Below are 15,156 nucleotides of genomic sequence, written 5' to 3'. Positions count from 1 at the left end.
TCAATCTGAGGAATGCGGTAAATGCGTAGAGAGTTCAAAGTCCATTGCAGTGATCGCAGCATCTGGCCAGATGAAGTCATCCGTCTGTTCCATTTCAGCCACAGCGAGCAGCAACTTGCCGGCGCGCTTGGCGTGAAGCTTGCCTAGGTGCAGGCATGGAAGGCTGGCAAGCAGGCTGTGCCACTGATGGCCATCAAGTTGCTGCAGTTGCTGGAAACCGGTAACACCTTGCGTTGTGCCGGCCCATGGAATGGCAGTTACGCCGAAGGCACCCGACTGTATGTCAGTACCGGAATCGACCTGGGCATCGAATTTGCCGAACTAGATCGATGGCCGACCTATCGCCGCCTGTATCACCTACACAGCCAACAGACCGACCTGATCGAACGACTGATGATGGAACGGGATTTCTACCGCCGTGAGTGCCACCAGCATGCCCGCTTCGGCATGGTGATCCGCCAGCTGTTTGGCGAGTAAAGCTACAGACTACGCTGGCAGCACCGGCCGCCGGCATTGTTCCAGTGTCCAGTGCCGGCATTGCTGGTGCGCGTCGAGTGGCGCACTTTCTGCTGCCGCACCAGAAAATAGCCATGCGCGTTTTCCAGTGGCACATCAGTGGCCAGCGCCAGTTGCCCGTTGTTGAGCAGTTCGTCCAACAGCGCTATCCGGCCCAGCGCTGCGCCCTGCCCGGCCTGTGCGGCTTGAGGCACGATGGTCTGGCTGGGTGCCACGACATGCTCTGAGTGGCGAACCAGTTGCTCAGGGCGGCCCGCACGCCGGCTCAGGGGCCTCCTGCTGCCGTAATGGCTGGCGCGCAAGGTTGGCCGCAAGCTACCACTTGCCGCCAATGGCGGCGATCAGCGCCACGCTGCTGGCGTACTGGCGGTTCTTGATGCTCCACAGATTGTTTTCCGCGGCGATGCGGCTGTTTTGCGTGGTCAGCACATTGAGGTAGCTGACCGTGCCGGCCTGGTACTGGTTGCGGGTGAGCGTTTCGGCGCGGCGCGCGGCATCCAGCGCTGCCTGCAGGTGAGCGTTTTCCTGCTGCAGCAGTGCCTGCGCCGCCAGGTTGTCTTCCACCGACTGGAACGCCGCCAGCACGGTCTGGCGGTAGCTGGCCACGCTGGCATCGTAACTGGCCACGGCCTGCGCGGTCTGCGCCTTGCGCAGGCCGGCGTCGAACAGTGTCATCGCCAGTTGCGGCCCAAGCGACCAGATGCGGTTGGGCAGCGAGATCCAGTTGGCAAAGCTGCTGCTCTTGTAGCCACCGCTGGCCGACAGTGTCAGCGTGGGGAATGCCGCCGCCTGGGCGATGCCGATCTGCGCATTGGCCTCGGCAACCGCGCGCTCGGCAGCGGCGATGTCCGGGCGGCGCTCCAGCAGGGTGGATGGCACGCCCGGCGGAATCTGCGGCAGGTGCGGCATGGTGGTGGCGGGTGGCAGGCTGAAGCTGGACGGCTGGCTGCCGAGCGCGGCGGCAATGGCATGCTCCAGCTGGCTGCGGGTGAGCTGCTTGTCCAGCACTGCGGTCTGCGCCGTTTTCCACTGGCTTTCCGCTGCGGCTACGTCTGCATCGCTGACGATGCCGACGGCGAACTGGTTGCGGGTCAGCGCCAGCGAATCACTCAGCAGCTGCTCGCTGCTCTGCAACTGCTGTAGCTGCTGGTCCGCCACGGTCAGCTGCAGGTAGGCCGTGGCCAGCTGCGCCTGGCTGCTTAGACGCACCGCTTCCAGCTGGGCCACACTGGCGCCCTCCTTCGCCTTGCCGGCCTCCACCGCGCGGCGCACGCCGCCCCACAGATCCAGCTCCCAGCTGGCGTTTACCGACAGGCTGTACTGGTTGGCCGCATCGCCGCCGCTGCTGCTGACGCCGCGGGTGTGCGAGGCATTGGCGCCCAGCGACGGCCACAGGCTGGCTTCGGCCTGGTCGAGCAGCGCCCTTGCCTGCCGGTACTGCGCCTCGGCCTGGGCAATACTCGGGCTCTGGCTGTTGAGGGTGTCCATCAGCTGATCCAGCCGCGGGTCGTTGTACACCTGCCACCACGGGCCGCGCGGGGCGGCATCCTGCGGTTCGGCGCTCTTCCAGCGGCCGTCTTCCTTGAAGCTGGCCGGTATTGCCATTTGCGGCTTGACGTAGTCTGGGCCGCTGGTGCAGCCGGCCAGGCCTAGCGCCAGCAGCACGGCCAGCAGGGTTGGCCGCAGCAGTGTGTCGGTCATGGTGTTCATTGCTCGATTCTCCCCGTTGCCGGCGGGCTGTGGCGGCTGCGCCATTGCAGGCACCACAGGCGGAAACGGTCCAGGTACAGGTAAACCACCGGCGTGGTGTACAGCGTCAGCAGCTGGCTGAGCAGCAGGCCGCCGACGATGGAAATGCCCAGTGGTGTGCGCAGCTCGGCGCCATCGCCATGGCCCAGCGCCAGCGGCAGTGCGCCAAACAGCGCAGCCAGGGTGGTCATCATGATCGGGCGAAAGCGCAGCAGGCAGGCCTGCAGGATGGCATCGTGCGGGCTCAGCCCCTGCTCGCGCTCGGCGCTGAGTGCGAAGTCGATCATCATGATGGCGTTCTTCTTCACGATGCCGATCAGCAGCAGTACGCCGATCAGCGCGATGATGCTGAACTCGCCACCGGTGGCCATCAGCGCCAGCAGCGCCCCCACCCCGGCAGACGGCAGGGTGGAAAGAATGGTCAGCGGGTGCACCACGCTTTCATACAGCATGCCCAGCACGATGTAGACAGCAATCAGCGCCGCCAGAATCAGCATCGGCTGGCTGGCCAGCGATGCCTGGAACGACTTGGCGGTGCCCTGGAAGCTGGCGTGAATGCTGCTGGGCAGGCCGATATCGGCAATCGCCGCATCGATGGCCTTGGTGGCATCGGACAGCGAATACCCGGGCGCCAGGTTGAAGGACACGGTGGTGGCGGCAAACTGGCTCTGATGGTTGACCGACAGCGCGGTGTTGCTGGGCTGCCAGTGGGCAAAAGCCGACAACGGTACTGGCTGGCCACCCGGCGTCTGCAGGTAGATGTTGTGCAGCGCTTCCGGCCCCTGCCAGTACTGGGGCGCCACCTCCAGCACCACGTGGTACTGGTTCAGCGGGTTGTAGATGGTGGACACCTGGCGCTGGCCGAAAGCGTCGTTCAGCACCGCGTCCACCTGCGCCTGGGTCAGGCCCAGCCGGGCCATGGTCTGGCGGTCGAAGCTGAGGGTGGTCTGCAGCCCTTTCACCTCCTGGTCGGTGTTGATGTCGGCCAGGAACGGCACCTTGCCAAGCGCCTGCTGCACCCTGGGTGTCCAGGCACGCAGCTCGTTCAGGTCGTCGCCCTGCAGCGTGTACTGGTACTGGGCATTACTGGCGCGCCCGCCCATGCGGATATCCTGCGAAGCCTGCAGGAACAGCGTGGCGCCCGGCTCGTTGCCCAGTTTCTTGCGCAGGCGGGCTATCACCTGGTCGGCGCTGTCCGTGCGCTCGGCCAGCGGCTTGAGGGTGACGAACATGTTGGCCGCATTGCGCTGGCCGCCGCCGGTAAAGCCCACCACCTTGGCCACCGCCGGGTCCTGCCCCACCTTGTCGATGAAGCGCTGCAGCTTCTGCTGCATGGCCTGGAAGGAGATGCTCTGGTCGCCGCGCAGCTGGCCTACCAGCTGGCCGTTATCCTGTTGCGGAAAGAAACCCTTGGCGATCACCACGTACAGGTAGACGTTCAGCGCGATGGTCACGCCGAGCAACAGCATCATCAGCGGGCCGTGGCGCAGCGCCCAGCCCAGCGTGCGGCGGTAGCCGCTCAGCATGGCGTTGAATGCGCGCTCGCTGGCATGGAACAGGCGGCCGTGCGGCCGGGCGGCATCGTGCGCTTTCAGCCAGCGTGCGCACAGCATCGGCGTGGTGGTGAGTGCCACCAGCAGCGATACCATGATGGCCACCGACAGCGTGACGGCGAATTCGCGGAACAGGCGGCCGATGATGCCGCTCATCAGCAGGATGGGAATGAACACCGCAATCAGCGAGATGCTCATCGACAGTACGGTAAAGCCCACCTCGCGCGCGCCGGTAAGTGCTGCCTGCAGCGGCTTCATGCCGTTTTCCAGGTGCCGCGAGATGTTCTCCAGTACCACGATGGTGTCGTCCACCACGAAGCCGGTGGCGATGGTCAGCGCCATCAGGCTGAGGTTGTTCAGCGAAAAGCCGGCCAGGTACATGGCGGCGAAGGTGCCTACCAGCGATACCGGCACGGTAATGGCCGGAATGGCGGTGGCGCTGCCGTTGCGCAGGAACAGGAACACCACCAGGATCACCAGCGCCACCGAAATCAGCAGCGAGCGCTCCACGTCGCGCAGTGAGGCGCGGATGCTGGGCGTGCGGTCCATCACGGTGTTGATGGTGATGGCCGGCGGAATCGACGCCTGCAGGCCGGGCAGCACTGCCTTCACCCGCTCCACGGTTTCGATGATGTTGGCGCCGGGCTGGCGGAACAGGATCAGCATCACCGCCGGCTGTTTGCCCAGCATGCCGGCGTTGCGCAGGTCCACTACCGAATCCTGCACCTCGGCCACATCACTGATGCGTACCGCGGCGCCGTTCTTGTAGCTGACGATCAGCGGCAGGTAGTCGCTGGCCTTGTTGGCCTGGTCGTTGGCCTGTATCTGCCAGTGACGCTCGTCGTTTTCCAGCGAGCCCTTGGGCCGGTTGGCATTGGTGCCGGCAATGGCGCTGCGTACTGTTTCCATGCCGATGCCGTAGTGGTTGAGCTGCATCGGGTTCAGCTCCACCCGTACTGCCGGCTGCGCGCCGCCGCCTATGTTCACGTTGCCGATGCCGTCCACCTGCGACAGCTTCTGCGCCAGGATGGAGTCGGCCGCATCGTACATCTGCCCGCGGCTGAGGCTGTTTGAGGTCAGCGCCAGAATCATGATCGGCGAATCGGCCGGGTTCACCTTGCGGTAGGTGGGGTTGGACGGCATGCCGGTGGGCAGCAGCGAGTGGGCGGCGTTGATGGCCGCCTGCACATCGCGCGCGGCGCCGTTGATGTCGCGATCCAGGTCGAACTGCAGCGTGACGTTGCTGGAGCCCAGCGAGCTGTTGGAAGTCATCTCGGTAACGCCGGCGATGCGCCCCAGCGCCCGTTCCAGCGGCGTAGCCACGGTAGCGGCCATGGTTTCCGGGCTGGCGCCGGGCAGCCTGGCGGATACCGAAATGGTGGGGAAATCCACCTGCGGCAGTGGCGACACCGGCAGCAGCTGGAACGCCACCAGCCCGGCCAGCAGGATCGCCAGCGTCAGCAGCGTGGTGGCCACCGGCCGGCGGATGAACGGCGCCGACGGAATCATGCCTCCATCTCCTCTGCCAGTTGCGACTGCTTGCGGCCGAAGCGCCGTGCCAGGCGGTCGAACGCCAGGTAGATCACCGGGGTGGTGAACAGTGTCAGCACCTGGCTCACCATCAAGCCGCCCACCATGGTAATGCCCAGCGGCTCGCGCAGTTCCGAGCCCATGCCGCCACCCAGCATCAGCGGCAGCGCCCCCAGCAGCGCGGCCATGGTGGTCATCAGGATCGGGCGGAAGCGCAGCAGGCTGGCCTGGTAGATGGCCTCGCGCGGGCTCATGCCCTGCTCGCGTTCCGCCTCCAGCGCGAAGTCGATCATCATGATCGCGTTTTTCTTCACGATGCCGATCAGCAGGATGATGCCGATGATGGCGATCACCGATAGATCGTTATGCGACAGCATCAGCGCCAGCAAGGCACCGATGCCGGCGGAAGGCAGCGTGGACAGGATGGTGATGGGGTGGATATAGCTTTCGTACAGCACGCCCAGCACGATGTACATGGTGATGATGGCGGCCAGGATCAGCCACAGCGTGTTGGACAGCGAAGCCTGGAACGCCATGGCCGCGCCCTGGAAGCGGGTGTCGATGCTGGCCGGCAGCCCCAGCTCCGCCTCGGCCTGGCGGATGGCGTCCACCGCCTCGCCCAGCGATGCGCCCTGCTGCAGATTGAAGGACAGCGTGGCGGTGGGGAATTGGCCGAGGTGGTTGATGGCCAGCGAGGCCGGGCGCTCCTCGATGCGTGCCACGGCATCCAGCGGCACCGGGCCACCGCCGGCGGTAGGCACGTAAATGCCCTTCAGCGACAGTGGGTCGCGCTGCTGTGCCGGGTCCACCTCCAGCACCACGCGGTACTGGTTGGTCTGGGTGAAGATGGTGGAGATCAGACGTTGGCCGAAAGCGTCGTACAGCGCGTTGTCGATGGCCGCGGTGCTGACGCCCAGCCTCGAGGCCACGTCACGGTTGATGTTCACATAGGCTTGCAGGCCCTTGTCCTGCAGGTCGCTGGCCACGTCCGCCAGTGCCGGCTCCTGCTGCAGCCGGTGCACCAGTTTTGGCACCCAGGTGGACAGGTCTTCCTGGCTGGTAGCCTGCAGCGTGAACTGGTACTGGGTGCGGCTGACACGGGCGTCGATGGTCAGATCCTGCACCGGCTGCAGGTACAGCGCCATGCCGGGCTGGCTGTCGGCGCGCTGCTGCAGGCGGCCCAGCACGGTATGGATGTCGTCGCGCTGGCCCTTGGGCTTGAGGTTGATCAGCAGCCGGCCACTGTTGAGCGTGCTGTTGGTGCCGTCCACGCCGATGAAGGACGACAGGCTTTCCACCGCCGGGTCCTGCAGCAGGCTCTGCGCCAGCGCCTCCTGCTGCCGCGCCATGGCGGAAAAGGACACCGACTGCGCCGCCTCGCTGATGGCCTGGATGGCATTGGTGTCCTGCTGCGGAAAGAAGCCCTTGGGAATCGCCACGTACAGCAGTGCGGTCAGCACCAGGGTGCCGATGGCTACCAGCAGCGTGGTTTTCTGGCGGTCCAGCACCCAGGCCAGCATGCGGCCATAGCGGGCGATGATGCGCTCGAACAGTTGGCCGCTGGCATGGTAGAAGCGGCCCTGCTTTTCTTCCGGCACGTGCTTGAGCAGCCGCGCGCACATCATCGGCGTCAGCGTCAGCGAGATGAAGGCGGAAATCAGGATGGACACCGCCAGCGTCACGGCAAACTCGCGGAACAGGCGGCCAACCACGTCGCCCATGAACAGCAGCGGGATCAGCACCGCGATCAGCGAAATGGTCAGCGAGATGATGGTGAAACCGATCTGCCGCGAGCCTTTCATCGCCGCCGCCAGCGGCGCCTCGCCTTCCTCGATGTAGCGGGCGATGTTCTCGATCATCACGATGGCGTCGTCCACCACGAAGCCGGTGGCAATGGTCAGCGCCATCAGCGTGAGGTTGTTGATGGAAAACCCCGCCAGATACATCACGCCGAAAGTGCCCACCAGCGACAGCGGCACCGCCACTGCCGGAATGATGGTGGCCGGCACATTGCGCAGGAACAGGAAGATCACCATCACCACCAGTGCAATCGCCAGCAGCAGCTCGAACTGCACGTCGTCCACCGAGGCGCGGATGGTGACGGTGCGGTCGCTGAGAATTTTTACGTCCACCGCGCCGGGCAGCGTGGCCTGCAGCTGCGGCAGCAAGGCCTTGATGCGGTCGGTGACCTGGATGACGTTGGCGCCCGGCTGGCGCTGCACGTTCAGCACAATGGCCGGCGTGGCGCCGGACCAGGCCGCCAGCCGGGTGTTCTCGGCGCCGTCCACTACCCGGGCCACGTCACGCAGGTACACCGGGGCACCGTTCTGGTAGGCCACGATCACGTTGCGGTACTCGTCCGCAGAGCGCAGCTGATCGTTGCCATCCACGGTGGAGGCCTGCTGCGGGCCGTCGAAGCTGCCCTTGGCCTGGTTGACGTTGGCGCTGCTGATGGCGGTGCGGATGTCTTCCAGCGTTAGCCCGCGTGCGGCCAGGGCCTTGGGGTTGCTCTGGATGCGTACCGCCGGGCGCTGCCCGCCGCTCAGGCTGACCAGGCCCACGCCCGGCACCTGCGACAGCTTCTGCGCCAGGCGGGTATCCACCATGTCTTCCAGCCGGGTGAGCGGCAGCGTGGGCGAGCTGACGGCAATGGTCAGGATGGGGGTGTCCGCCGGGTTGACCTTGCTGTAGACCGGCGGGCTGGGCAGGTCGGACGGCAGCAGGTTGCCGCCGGCATTGATGGCGGCCTGTACCTCCTGCTCGGCCACATCCAGCGTGAGATCCAGGCTGAACTGCAGGGTGATCACCGAGGCGCCGCCGGAGCTGGACGACGACATCTGCGCCAGGCCCGGCATCTGCCCGAACTGCCGCTCCAGTGGCGCGGTAACCGACGAGGTCACCACGTCCGGGCTGGCGCCCGGGTACAGGGTCACCACCTGGATGGTGGGGTAATCGACTTCCGGCAGCGCGGAAACCGGCAGCAGCCGGTAGGCCACCAGGCCGACCAGCAGGATGGCCAGCATCAGCAGCGTGGTGGCCACCGGCCGCAGGATGAACGGGCGGGAGGGATTCATGCCGTTTCCTTGCGCTTAGTTGGCCGCAGACGCCTGGCGTTTGTTCCAGCCACCGGCACCGGCACCCTTGTGGTGTTTGCCCGGCTGGGCCTGTTCCGCCGCGGCGCCCTGCGCTTGGCGGGCACGGTCAATCACCTTGATGCGCGCGCCGTCACGCAGCTTGTCCACGCCATCCACCACCACGCGCTGGCCGGGTTTGAGGCCGTCCTCGATCACGGTATCGTCGCCGGAAACCGGGCCGACGGTGACCTTGCTTACGCTGACGGTGGAATCGGCGTTGACGGTGTAGACGAAGCGCCCTGCCTTGCCCAGCTGCACGGCGGCGGTGGGCACCACGATGGCGCCCTTGCGCTCACCCAGCTGCAGGTTGATGTTGACGAACTGGTTGGGGAACAGCTGCTGCTTTTCATTGGCGAACTGCGCCTTGATATTGATGGTGCCGGTGCTGGTGCTCAGCTGGTTGTCCAGCGCCAGCAGCTTGCCGTCGGCCAGCTTGCCGTGATTGTCGCGGTCCCAGGCTTCCACCCGCAGCGACTTGTCGGCCTGCGACGCCTGCAGCACCTGGCTCAGGCTGGCCTCCGGCACGGCAAACAGCACGTTGATGGGCTGGGTTTGGGTGATCACCACCACGCCGTTGCTGTCGCTGGCATGCACGATATTGCCTGGGTCCACCTGGCGCAGGCCGGCGCGGCCGGATGCCGGCGCGGTGATGCGGGTGTAGTCCAGGCTGGTGCGGGCGGCGGCCACCGCACCCTGATCAATGCGCACGGAGCCCTGGTACTGGCGGACCAGCGCCTGCTGCGCGCTGACCTGCTGCTTGGCGATGGAATTCAGGCTATCCAGCTGCTGGTAGCGGGCCAGGTCCAGCCGGGCGTTGTCCAGCAGTGCCTGATCGCGCTGCAGCTGGCCTTCCGCCTGGGTCAGCGCTGCCTGGTACTGGCGGGCATCCAGCTCGGCCAGCAGCTGCCCCTGCCGCACCTGCTGCCCTTCCTCGAAGTGCACTTTTTCCAGCTGACCATCCACCCGGCTGTGCACTGTCACGGTATGCGATGCGGCAACCGTGCCCAGTGCGTTCAACTGCAAGGGCACATCCTGCTTGCGCACGGTAACCACACCCACCGCCTGCGGCGCCCCACCCTTGCGCATGCCGGCCGCAGCGGCGTTGTCGGCGGGTTTTCTGGCCCACCAGATGCCGCCGGCAGCGGCGGCAAGCAATAGCACGAGGATGGAATTACGCAGGGTCTTGCTGGAAGTGGGGGCGGCTTGAGTCATGGTGATGTCGATGGGCACGAAAGCCTGTGATTTGTATTCAGGATAGATGCAAAGTTCCGGGCAGCAGCGGCTGGCTGGTGGCGGCCCGCTGGCGATATTGCCCTGCAATGATTGCCCTGCCGGCATGGGGTGGGCAAGCCGAGATGTATTAGCAGATGTTGGTGTCGCGGGTGCTGGCGAGTGCCGTGCGCTGGGGGTGCTTGCTGCATCTCTGCCTGCTACCGATACCAGCCTATGGGCGATATGGCTGTTGTTATTATTTATTGCCATGCTTGATTTTTATTGTATTTGGCGACAGAGCAATGGTTATTTTTATTGAAATGAAAATATTGGAAACTGGCTGTCTTATCCGGGCTGTTATTCGTGACTTTGCTGAGCCCGACACAGGTGGCCAAGGCGGCTTGCTTCGTATAACTTATTGAAATACCTTATTTTTCATACGTTGGTATTGGTTATTTTGCTGTTATATATAAAATAGTATTTTTCTTATTGACGCCTATTGATTCCAAAAAAATTTCAACTACACTCTCGCTTGTAGATTCTTTCAAATTGTCAGCATGGGCAGCGCCAAGTCATTTGAATTCATGGCGATGCCGGGCTAGGGAGACAAGCGATGACGAAGTTGCATGCATTATTCCTGGTAGCCGCAACCCTGTTGCCAGCCATGGCCGCCCACGCCGACGGCGGCGTGATCTTCTTCCAGGGTGCACTGGTCAAACCGCCGTGCAATGCCAATGCCGACGTACTGGCGCAGGTGGCCGGCAACCCGCGCGCCTACCAGCAGGCACGCAAGCTGCCATCCGGCCCGAGCTGCTCCGGCATGGATAACACTCAGTTTGTCAGCCGTGCCAAGGTGCAGGGTACGGATGGCATTTCCGACCTGGTGACCGTGGCCTACAACTAGCGCCCTGGCCTGCCGGCGCCGGGCTGCATCTGGCGGCAACAACAAAAAACGCCCCTTGCGGGGCGTTTTGTTTTGCACTGGCTGGCTTAGCCGATCCAGCGGCGGGCGCTGGCGAACATGCGGAACCAGCCGCCGTTCTCACCCCAGCCCTGCGGGTGCCAGCTGTTCTGCACGCTGCGGAACACGCGCTCCGGGTGCGGCATCATGATGGTGAAGCGGCCGTCCGGGGTGGTCATGCCGGTGATGCCTGCCGGCGAACCGTTCGGGTTCAGCGGGTAGGTCTCGGTGGCCTGGCCGTTGAAGTCCACGTAGCGCAGCGCGGTGATCACCTGCTGCTGGTGGCCCGGTGCGAACACCGCGCGGCCTTCGCCGTGCGATACCACTACCGGCAGCCTGGAGCCGATCATGTCCTGCAGGAAGATGGACGGCGATTCGGTGACTTCCACCATGGCGAAGCGCGCTTCGAACTGCTCGGAAGCATTGCGCTTCAGCTTCGGCCAGTACTGCGCACCCGGGATGATGTCGGACAGGTTGGACATCATCTGGCAGCCGTTGCACACGCCCAGCGCGAAAGTGTCGCCGCGGCCGAAGAAGGCCTCGAACTGCTCGCGCGCCTGGCTGTTGAACAGGATGCTCTTCGCCCAGCCTTCGCCGGCGCCCAGCACGTCGCCGTAGCTGAAGCCGCCGCAGGCCGCCAGGCCCTTGTAGTCGGCCAGTTGCACGCGGCCGGCGATGATGTCGGACATGTGCACATCCACCGCCTGGAAGCCGGCGCGGGTGAAGGCGGCGGCCATTTCGATCTGGCCGTTTACGCCCTGCTCGCGCAGGATGGCGATGCGCGGGCGCGCGCCGGTGGCGATGAACGGTGCCGCCGGGTTTTCTTCGGTGTCGAAGGTCAGCTCGGCGAACAGGCCGCGCGACGCGGTGTCGGCAATCTGTGCGTATTCGCTGTCGGCGCCGGCCGGGTTGTCACGCAGACGCTGCAGGCGGTAGCTGGTCTCGGACCAGGCTTGCTGCAGGGCAACGCGGCTTTCGGCAAACAGTTCGGCATCGCCGTGCACCAGGCGCAGCACGCCGTCGTCGGACGGGGTGCCGATCACGGTTACCAGCTGCGACAGGCCCATGATGTCGAAACGCTTGAGCACGTTGTCAATCTCGTCGGCAGCCACTTGCAGTACCGCGCCCAGTTCTTCGTTGAACAGCGCGGCGTTGACGTTGGCCGCATCGCCGCCGGTCAGTACCGACAGCTCGATCTGCGCACCCAGGTGGCCGGCAAAGCACATTTCGGCCACGGTGGCGAACAGGCCGCCGTCGGAACGGTCGTGGTAGGACAGCAGCTTGCCATCGTCCACCAGCGACTGGATCACGGTGAAGGCGGCAGCCAGCTGTTCGGCGCTGTCCACGTCCGGCGCCTGGCCGGACATGTCTTTCCATACCTGGCCGAATACCGAACCGCCCAGGCGGTTCTTGCCGGCGCCCAGGTCCAGCAGCAGCAGTGCGCTGTCGGCGGCCTGCAGCTGCGGGGTAACGGTCTTGCGCACATCGGCTACCGGTGCGAAGGCGGAGATGATCAGCGACAGCGGTGCGGTAACGGCTTTCTTCTCGCCGCCGTCCTGCCATACCGTCTTCATCGACAGCGAATCCTTGCCTACCGGAATGCTCACGTCGATCTGCTGGCAGATGTCGGATACCGCCTGCACGGTGGCGTACAGGTTGGCGTCTTCGCCCGGGTGGCCGGCAGCGGCCATCCAGTTGGCGGACAGCTTGACGTTGCCCAGCTCGCCCACGTTGGCCGCAGCCAGGTTCAGCAGCGATTCGCCCACTGCCACGCGGCCGGAGGCCGGGGCGTCGAACAGCGCGGTCGGGGTGCGTTCGCCCATGGCCATGGCTTCACCCAGGGTGGTGTTGAAGCCCATGGTGGTCACGGCCACGTCGGCCACCGGTACCTGCCACGGGCCAACCATCTGGTCGCGCGCGGTCATGCCGCCCACGGTACGGTCGCCGATGGTGATCAGGAAGCTCTTGTCGGCCACGGTCGGGTTGCGCAGCACGCGGTAGGCCGACTCCTTCAGCTGGTACTGTGCGGCGTTGAACGCGGCGGTGGTCACGGCCTTGCTCTTCACGTCGCGGGTCATGCGCGGCGGCTTGCCCAGCAGCACGTTCAGCGGCATGTCCACCGGGTTGTTGTCGAAGTGGTCGTCGCGTACCTGCAGGTGGCCGTCATCGGTGGCCACGCCCAGTACGGCGAACGGGCAGCGCTCGCGTTCGCAGATCTGGGTGAAGGTATCCAGGTCCTGCGGCAGGATGGCCAGCACGTAACGCTCTTGCGATTCGTTGGACCAGATCTGCATCGGGGTCATGCCCTTTTCTTCCAGGTGCACTTTGCGCAGCTGGAAGATGGCGCCACGGCCGGCGTCGTTCACCAGCTCCGGGAAGGCGTTGGACAGGCCGCCGGCGCCCACGTCGTGCAGCGACACGATGGGGTTGGCCGCACCGCGCTGCCAGCAGCGGTCGATCACTTCCTGGCAGCGGCGTTCGATTTCCGGGTTGCCGCGCTGAACCGAGTCGAAGTCCAGGTTTTCGCTGTTGGCGCCGGTATCCATGGAGGATGCCGCGCCGCCGCCCAGGCCGATCAGCAGGCTGGGGCCGCCTAGCTGGATCAGCAGTGCGCCTTCCGGAATCTCGTTCTTGAAGATCTGCTGTTCCTGGATGCTGCCCAGGCCGCCGGCGATCATGATCGGCTTGTGGTAGCCGCGACGCTCGCCCTGGAAGTCTTCTTCAAAGGTGCGGAAGTAGCCGGTGAGGTTCGGGCGGCCGAATTCGTTGTTGAACGCTGCGCCGCCGATCGGGCCTTCGATCATGATGTCGAGGGCGGAGGCGATGCGGCCCGGCTTGCCGTAGTCCGGGCTTTCCCACGGCTGCTCGAAGCCCGGGATGTTCAGGTTGGATACGGTGAAACCGGTCAGGCCGGCCTTCGGGCGCGAGCCGCGGCCGGTGGCGCCTTCATCGCGGATCTCGCCGCCGTTACCGGTGGAAGCACCGGGGAACGGGGAAATCGCGGTCGGGTGGTTGTGGGTTTCCACCTTCATCAGGATGTGGGTCGGCTCTTCGCTGAAAGCGTAAGCGTGACTGCCCGGCTGCGGGTACAGGCGCTCGATGGTGGCGCCGTCGATCACCGAAGCATTGTCCTTGTACGCCACACGGGTACCCTGCGGGTGCGCGTCGTGGGTGTCGCGGATCATGCGGAACAGTGATTTGGACTTCTCTTCGCCGTCCACGATGAACTGGGCGTTGAAGATCTTGTGGCGGCAGTGCTCGGAGTTGGCCTGCGCGAACATCATCAGTTCGACGTCGGTGGGGTTGCGCTCCAGCTTGATGAAGTTTTCCACCAGGTAGTCCACTTCGTCCGGCGACAGCGCCAGGCCCATATCGGCGTTGGCCGCATCCAGCGCGGCCTTGCCGCCGGCCAGGATGTCCACGCTGGTCAGCGCTTGCGGGGCGACGTGCACGAACAGGCGGTCGGCCTCGTCCAGCGAGGACAGCACGGTTTCGGTCATGCGGTCGTGCAAGAGGCCCGCCAGACGCTGGCGAGCCTCGGTGTTCAATGCGGTGGCGGACTGCACGCGATACGCGATGCCACGCTCGATGCGCTGGATGATTTCCAGGCCGCAATGGCTGGCGATGTCGGTGGCCTTGGAGGCCCACGGCGACAGCGTACCCAGACGCGGGGTAACCAGGAACAGTTCGCCGGCAGGCTCTTGCGCCAGCGGCGGCTCGCCATAGGTCAGCAGTTTTGCCAGGACGGCGACTTGCTGCTCGCTCAGCGGCGCGTCGCTTTCGGCGAAGTGCCAGTATTCGGCGGCGATGGTCAGGTCGGGTAGACCGGCTTCGCGTGCAGCCTGAAGGAGTTTTTCAAGTCGGAACTGGGACAGGGCGGCACCGCCCCGCAGCTTGAGAATGTGCGACATTGGATTCCCGCAACTAGGAGAGACAAGGATCAGGAAAGCGCGTCATAATACACGAAAACACTCACTTCTTTAAGGCTGCATCCAGATTATTGTCTGACGGTCGCGATGCCACCCACCCGCTTAGCCAAGAAAAATCAAGGAGTTGCGAAATGAAAAAGGTAGAAGCCGTTATCAAGCCGTTCAAGCTTGATGAAGTGCGCGAGGCACTGTCCGAGATCGGCATCAACGGCCTGACCGTTACCGAGGTAAAAGGCTTCGGCCGCCAGAAGGGTCATACCGAGCTGTATCGCGGCGCCGAATACGTGGTGGACTTCCTGCCCAAGGTGAAAATCGAGGTGGTTATTGCCGACAACCTGGTGGAGCGCGCCATCGAATGCATCGTCGAAAGCGCCCGCACCGGCAAGATCGGTGACGGCAAGATTTTCGTTACCCCGGTGGAGCAGGTGGTGCGGATTCGTACTGGTGAAACCGGCGAGGATGCGGTGTAAGAACCTGTTTGCGATCTGCTGCGCGTCGGCGATACGGCGTTGAAAACGCCTTCGGAATGCTCATTTACTCTGTGTAAACTCCGCTTCCTCAGCCGTTTTCGC

At 64.6% G+C, this 15,156-nt stretch carries 11 protein-coding genes; 5 read left to right on the top strand and 6 right to left on the bottom strand.

From position 1 onward, the window contains the following. The first annotated feature begins 21 nt into the window (after window positions 1-21). Window positions 22-147 (top strand): hypothetical protein, encoded by a 126-nt coding sequence (locus PSELUDRAFT_RS19950; RefSeq protein ID WP_255374057.1) that lies wholly within the window; start codon window positions 22-24, stop codon window positions 145-147. A 39-nt stretch (window positions 148-186) separates the two neighbouring features. Then, the gene (locus PSELUDRAFT_RS15220; protein WP_157725152.1) at window positions 187-477 is read left to right on the top strand and encodes a hypothetical protein; all 291 of its coding nucleotides are present in this window, start codon (window positions 187-189) and stop codon (window positions 475-477) included. Window positions 478-479: 2 nt separating this feature from the next. Here the strand turns inward: PSELUDRAFT_RS15220 and PSELUDRAFT_RS15215 are convergent, their stop codons facing one another. The 5 genes from PSELUDRAFT_RS15215 to PSELUDRAFT_RS15195 all read right to left on the bottom strand — a co-directional run bounded on the left by PSELUDRAFT_RS15215 (window position 480) and on the right by PSELUDRAFT_RS15195 (window position 9,694). Beyond that, a complete protein-coding gene (locus PSELUDRAFT_RS15215) occupies window positions 480-656 on the bottom strand; it encodes a hypothetical protein (protein WP_157725151.1) in 177 nt (58 codons plus the stop codon). A gap of 175 nt (window positions 657-831) precedes the next feature. After that, window positions 832-2,226 (bottom strand): efflux transporter outer membrane subunit, encoded by a 1,395-nt coding sequence (locus tag PSELUDRAFT_RS15210; RefSeq protein ID WP_088967637.1) that lies wholly within the window; start codon window positions 2,224-2,226, stop codon window positions 832-834. Next, complete coding sequence (locus PSELUDRAFT_RS15205; protein WP_088967636.1) at window positions 2,223-5,327, bottom strand: multidrug efflux RND transporter permease subunit; 3,105 nt, start codon at window positions 5,325-5,327, stop codon at window positions 2,223-2,225. The genes PSELUDRAFT_RS15210 and PSELUDRAFT_RS15205 overlap by 4 nt, the downstream gene beginning before the upstream one ends. Then, window positions 5,324-8,422 (bottom strand): MdtB/MuxB family multidrug efflux RND transporter permease subunit, encoded by a 3,099-nt coding sequence (locus tag PSELUDRAFT_RS15200; RefSeq protein WP_088967635.1) that lies wholly within the window; start codon window positions 8,420-8,422, stop codon window positions 5,324-5,326. The genes PSELUDRAFT_RS15205 and PSELUDRAFT_RS15200 overlap by 4 nt, the downstream gene beginning before the upstream one ends. Before the next feature lie 15 nt (window positions 8,423-8,437). Further along, the gene (locus PSELUDRAFT_RS15195) at window positions 8,438-9,694 is read right to left on the bottom strand and encodes an MdtA/MuxA family multidrug efflux RND transporter periplasmic adaptor subunit (RefSeq protein ID WP_088968525.1); all 1,257 of its coding nucleotides are present in this window, start codon (window positions 9,692-9,694) and stop codon (window positions 8,438-8,440) included. Between the two features lie 46 nt (window positions 9,695-9,740). Here PSELUDRAFT_RS15195 and PSELUDRAFT_RS19490 point away from each other — a divergent pair, with 46 nt between their 5' ends. Both PSELUDRAFT_RS19490 and PSELUDRAFT_RS15190 read left to right on the top strand, forming a co-directional pair. Next, the gene (locus tag PSELUDRAFT_RS19490) at window positions 9,741-10,013 is read left to right on the top strand and encodes a hypothetical protein (RefSeq protein ID WP_157725150.1); all 273 of its coding nucleotides are present in this window, start codon (window positions 9,741-9,743) and stop codon (window positions 10,011-10,013) included. A gap of 294 nt (window positions 10,014-10,307) precedes the next feature. Then, entirely contained in the window at window positions 10,308-10,598 is a 291-nt protein-coding gene (locus tag PSELUDRAFT_RS15190) for a hypothetical protein (RefSeq protein WP_157725149.1), read from the top strand. An 86-nt stretch (window positions 10,599-10,684) separates the two neighbouring features. Here PSELUDRAFT_RS15190 and purL read toward each other — a convergent pair whose 3' ends face one another. Then, complete coding sequence (gene purL / locus PSELUDRAFT_RS15185) at window positions 10,685-14,566, bottom strand: phosphoribosylformylglycinamidine synthase (RefSeq protein ID WP_088967633.1); 3,882 nt, start codon at window positions 14,564-14,566, stop codon at window positions 10,685-10,687. 149 nt (window positions 14,567-14,715) lie between these two features. Here purL and PSELUDRAFT_RS15180 point away from each other — a divergent pair, with 149 nt between their 5' ends. Then, complete coding sequence (locus tag PSELUDRAFT_RS15180) at window positions 14,716-15,054, top strand: P-II family nitrogen regulator (protein ID WP_088967632.1); 339 nt, start codon at window positions 14,716-14,718, stop codon at window positions 15,052-15,054. The last annotated feature ends 102 nt before the right edge of the window (window positions 15,055-15,156 follow it).

The sequence above is a fragment of the Vogesella sp. LIG4 genome (assembly GCF_900090205.1).
Lineage (GTDB): Bacteria > Pseudomonadota > Gammaproteobacteria > Burkholderiales > Chromobacteriaceae > Vogesella.
The sequence above is the reverse complement of the archived record's forward strand: the minus strand, read 5'-3'. Positions and strand labels throughout refer to the sequence as shown.

Bases quoted from the DNA above. Each gene is read 5' to 3' on its own strand.
- PSELUDRAFT_RS15195 (WP_088968525.1), bottom strand. From the start codon at position 9,694: ATGACTCAAGCCGCCCCCACTTCCAGCAAGACCCTGCGTAATTCCATC.
- PSELUDRAFT_RS15220 (WP_157725152.1), top strand. From the start codon at position 187: ATGGCCATCAAGTTGCTGCAGTTGCTGGAAACCGGTAACACCTTGCGT.
- PSELUDRAFT_RS19490 (WP_157725150.1), top strand. From the start codon at position 9,741: ATGCAAAGTTCCGGGCAGCAGCGGCTGGCTGGTGGCGGCCCGCTGGCG.
- PSELUDRAFT_RS15205 (WP_088967636.1), bottom strand. From the start codon at position 5,327: ATGATTCCGTCGGCGCCGTTCATCCGCCGGCCGGTGGCCACCACGCTG.
- PSELUDRAFT_RS15180 (WP_088967632.1), top strand. From the start codon at position 14,716: ATGAAAAAGGTAGAAGCCGTTATCAAGCCGTTCAAGCTTGATGAAGTG.
- PSELUDRAFT_RS15200 (WP_088967635.1), bottom strand. From the start codon at position 8,422: ATGAATCCCTCCCGCCCGTTCATCCTGCGGCCGGTGGCCACCACGCTG.
- PSELUDRAFT_RS15210 (WP_088967637.1), bottom strand. From the start codon at position 2,226: ATGAACACCATGACCGACACACTGCTGCGGCCAACCCTGCTGGCCGTG.
- purL (WP_088967633.1), bottom strand. From the start codon at position 14,566: ATGTCGCACATTCTCAAGCTGCGGGGCGGTGCCGCCCTGTCCCAGTTC.
- PSELUDRAFT_RS19950 (WP_255374057.1), top strand. From the start codon at position 22: ATGCGTAGAGAGTTCAAAGTCCATTGCAGTGATCGCAGCATCTGGCCA.
- PSELUDRAFT_RS15190 (WP_157725149.1), top strand. From the start codon at position 10,308: ATGACGAAGTTGCATGCATTATTCCTGGTAGCCGCAACCCTGTTGCCA.